Source organism: Novosphingobium sp. KN65.2, assembly GCF_001368935.1.
In the GTDB taxonomy this organism is placed as follows: Bacteria; Pseudomonadota; Alphaproteobacteria; order Sphingomonadales; family Sphingomonadaceae; genus Novosphingobium; species Novosphingobium mathurense.
The window spans coordinates 1-2,480 of sequence record NZ_CCBH010000085.1; the positions used below are offsets into that span (position 1 = coordinate 1).

Annotated in this window: 7 protein-coding genes; all 7 read left to right on the top strand. The window is 57.1% G+C overall.

Features of this window, described 5'->3' with window-relative positions; translation table 11 throughout:
* A partial coding sequence (locus SPHV1_RS03440; RefSeq protein WP_231634497.1) for a hypothetical protein occupies positions 1-380 on the top strand: 380 nt, incomplete at its 5' end.
* A gap of 13 nt (positions 381-393) precedes the next feature.
* Positions 394-744, top strand: coding sequence for a hypothetical protein (locus tag SPHV1_RS03445; RefSeq protein ID WP_054944683.1), 351 nt, complete (start codon positions 394-396; stop codon positions 742-744).
* 77 nt (positions 745-821) lie between these two features.
* Complete coding sequence (locus SPHV1_RS26105; protein WP_082430779.1) at positions 822-998, top strand: helix-turn-helix transcriptional regulator; 177 nt, start codon at positions 822-824, stop codon at positions 996-998.
* A gap of 20 nt (positions 999-1,018) precedes the next feature.
* Entirely contained in the window at positions 1,019-1,207 is a 189-nt protein-coding gene (locus tag SPHV1_RS24800) for a hypothetical protein (RefSeq protein WP_156367227.1), read from the top strand.
* A complete protein-coding gene (locus tag SPHV1_RS03450; protein WP_054944684.1) occupies positions 1,204-1,545 on the top strand; it encodes a hypothetical protein in 342 nt (113 codons plus the stop codon). The genes SPHV1_RS24800 and SPHV1_RS03450 overlap by 4 nt, the downstream gene beginning before the upstream one ends.
* Positions 1,535-1,897 (top strand): hypothetical protein, encoded by a 363-nt coding sequence (locus tag SPHV1_RS03455; RefSeq protein ID WP_054944685.1) that lies wholly within the window; start codon positions 1,535-1,537, stop codon positions 1,895-1,897. The genes SPHV1_RS03450 and SPHV1_RS03455 overlap by 11 nt, the downstream gene beginning before the upstream one ends.
* The coding region (locus tag SPHV1_RS03460; protein WP_156367228.1) for a hypothetical protein at positions 1,890-2,480 on the top strand (591 nt) is incomplete at its 3' end. The genes SPHV1_RS03455 and SPHV1_RS03460, both read left to right, overlap by 8 nt.

Consider the following 2,480-nt stretch of genomic DNA (forward strand, 5'->3'; position numbering starts at 1 on the left):
AACGAAAGGAACGCGTGATGAACGTTAATCTCTCAGACGACAACATGAAGGACATCATTGCCAAGGCGGTGCTGGACACACTCACGCCGGAAAGCCGCAGCGAACTTATCTCAAACGCGATCAAGTCGCTCCTCGTGAAGCCGACCGGCAACTCCTACAATTCGAAAACGCCAATGCAGGATGCGTTTGACTGTGCTGTTCGAGATGTCGCACGCGCGGTTGCTCAGGAACAAATCGTCGGTGACCCGGAGATTAAGGCGAAGATAACCAGCCTTATCGCGGACGCATGGGTCAACCTCACCAACGCGGAACGGTACAGCAAGCTAGTAGAAAACGTCACTTCGGCAATTGAACGCGGGCTTACTGGCGACCGCTACTAGGGGGAAACACATAATGGAACCGAGCAAGGCCGCGATGGAGCGGGCGAACGAATATTTTGGTGGATGCTTTCCCGTGAGCAACGGCGCAATGCGCGCATTCGCCACTTACATCGACACCGTTGACCGTGTGGCGAAACTGGCTTGCGCGGAAGCGTTGAGGTCGGGAAACGCCGACAAGAGGGGGCCTCGCGTTTTAAGCGCCCTGGCAGAGATCATGCTCCCCGATGAGCCGGACCCGCTGGCACAAGCCTACATGGCTGCTTGGCCTGCCGCACCCGCTGGACAGGTTCGAGAGAAGTGCGCCGAGCTTACCGCCGCCCTCGCCGCAGCCGGTTACGAGATAGTCAAGAAGGATGGGCGATGAGTGAACCCGACGCAATTAAATGCCCAAGGTGCGCGGGTAAAGGTTATCTGACCCCAGCGACCGCCACCGTTGGCGATATGGTTGCCAAGCATCGAAACGAACTTGGCCTAACGCAACTCGAACTCGCACAACAAATCGGCGTGTCTCGCGCGCAAGTGGCGAACATTGAGAGTGGTCGCCACGACCCCCCTGTAAGTCGCCTGCGAATGTTCGCGACTGCCCTGCGATGCAACGTGCAGGACCTTATTCCATAATCAACTGGAAGGATCAGACGGTGAGCAACATGAGCCAGCACTATCACGAAATACAGCAAAGTGATGACTACCGCTTTGGTTGGGAAAGCGCCGAGCGAGGCGAGCCTCGGCCTGATTGGAAACCGCTGCCCGGACCACAATCGGAGAGATTGGAGCGCCAGAAGCTCGGATGGGATGACTTCCATCAGCAGGGAAAGGCTTTCCCATGACCGACATTAACAAGCTGATCGAGAGGCGAGTGCCTTCGCTCATTTCGGAGGGCTATGCGGTCCTGCGAGAAGCCATGGACGGCAAACAGGGCGACACTTCCACATGGACTAAGATAAGCCCAGAGGAGGCAAGGCAAGTTCGCTCTGATCTGTACGAGGCTCGCACCGCTCTACAAACACTCAAGGAAGAGAATGAGAGGCTTCGGAAGGCATTGGAGCCTTTTGCAGAGGCTTGGGACGCGGAGGAATATCTCTGCTCGTCTCATTGGTCGAGCTTCTACGAAGCCAGCCAGATCCTCCGCGCCTCACTTCCCAAGGAGACAGACAATGGACGCTGAGACGCTGCGGGCGCAAGCTGACGTTCTTCGCGCTTCCGTCATTACTTTCGGCGGCGTGCATCAAACAAGATTGGGTGAGAAGTCGGCAGACGCCATCCTCAACCTCCTATCCACAAACGAACAGATGGCCGAGGAAATAGCCAACCTGCGCCACGATGTAGAGCGGCACATACAGGCCGCGAACTCGGAGGCCGAGCGCGTGGCGAAGCTGGAGGGGGCTTTGCGGGAGATCGCGGTCGAGACTTCGGCTGAGGAAGACGCGGGCGAAAACTATCGGTGGGACGATAGGGAGGGCGCTCTTGATTTCGCCTATTCGACCGCCCGCGCAGCCCTTGGAGATAACGATGCCTGAGACGATGAAGCCACACAACCGCATCATCATGGCTTCCGCGAAACTGGGCCAGTGGTTGAGCGCAGCATTGGACGATCCGAATGTCTGCGAGGAAATGAAGGCCGATATTCGCGAGTGGTTTTCTGCTGGCGAGCCTGTCGCTGGCTGGAACAACCGCAGGCCAGCGCAACAGAGTGAGCCTGTCGCGGTTGTACGCGAAATTGAGACGGTGACGGGAGATTATCTCACCGACCCCGGAGAACCGTTCTACCGGATCGAGTTTGGTGGGTATTGCGCAGATTTCAGCTACAGAGAGGCTGCTGAAAACTTCGCGGCACAGATAAACGCGCTTGTTGCCAACCCACCCCATCCTCTTGCCGATCACGGATTAACATCAACGCCCGTTGATGATCGTGAGCCTTCGGATGATGTGGTGGAGGCTGTGGCGAAGGCGATCCATGAGGCGGACCCTGACGTGGGAGTTTCTTGGGCCGAATGGGTATCATATGCCAAAAAACATCCGGACCACCTGCAGTCTATAGAATATGTCAGAAGACAAGCCCGCGTCGCCCTTTCAGCAATGAAGCGGGATCAGACCGAGCGA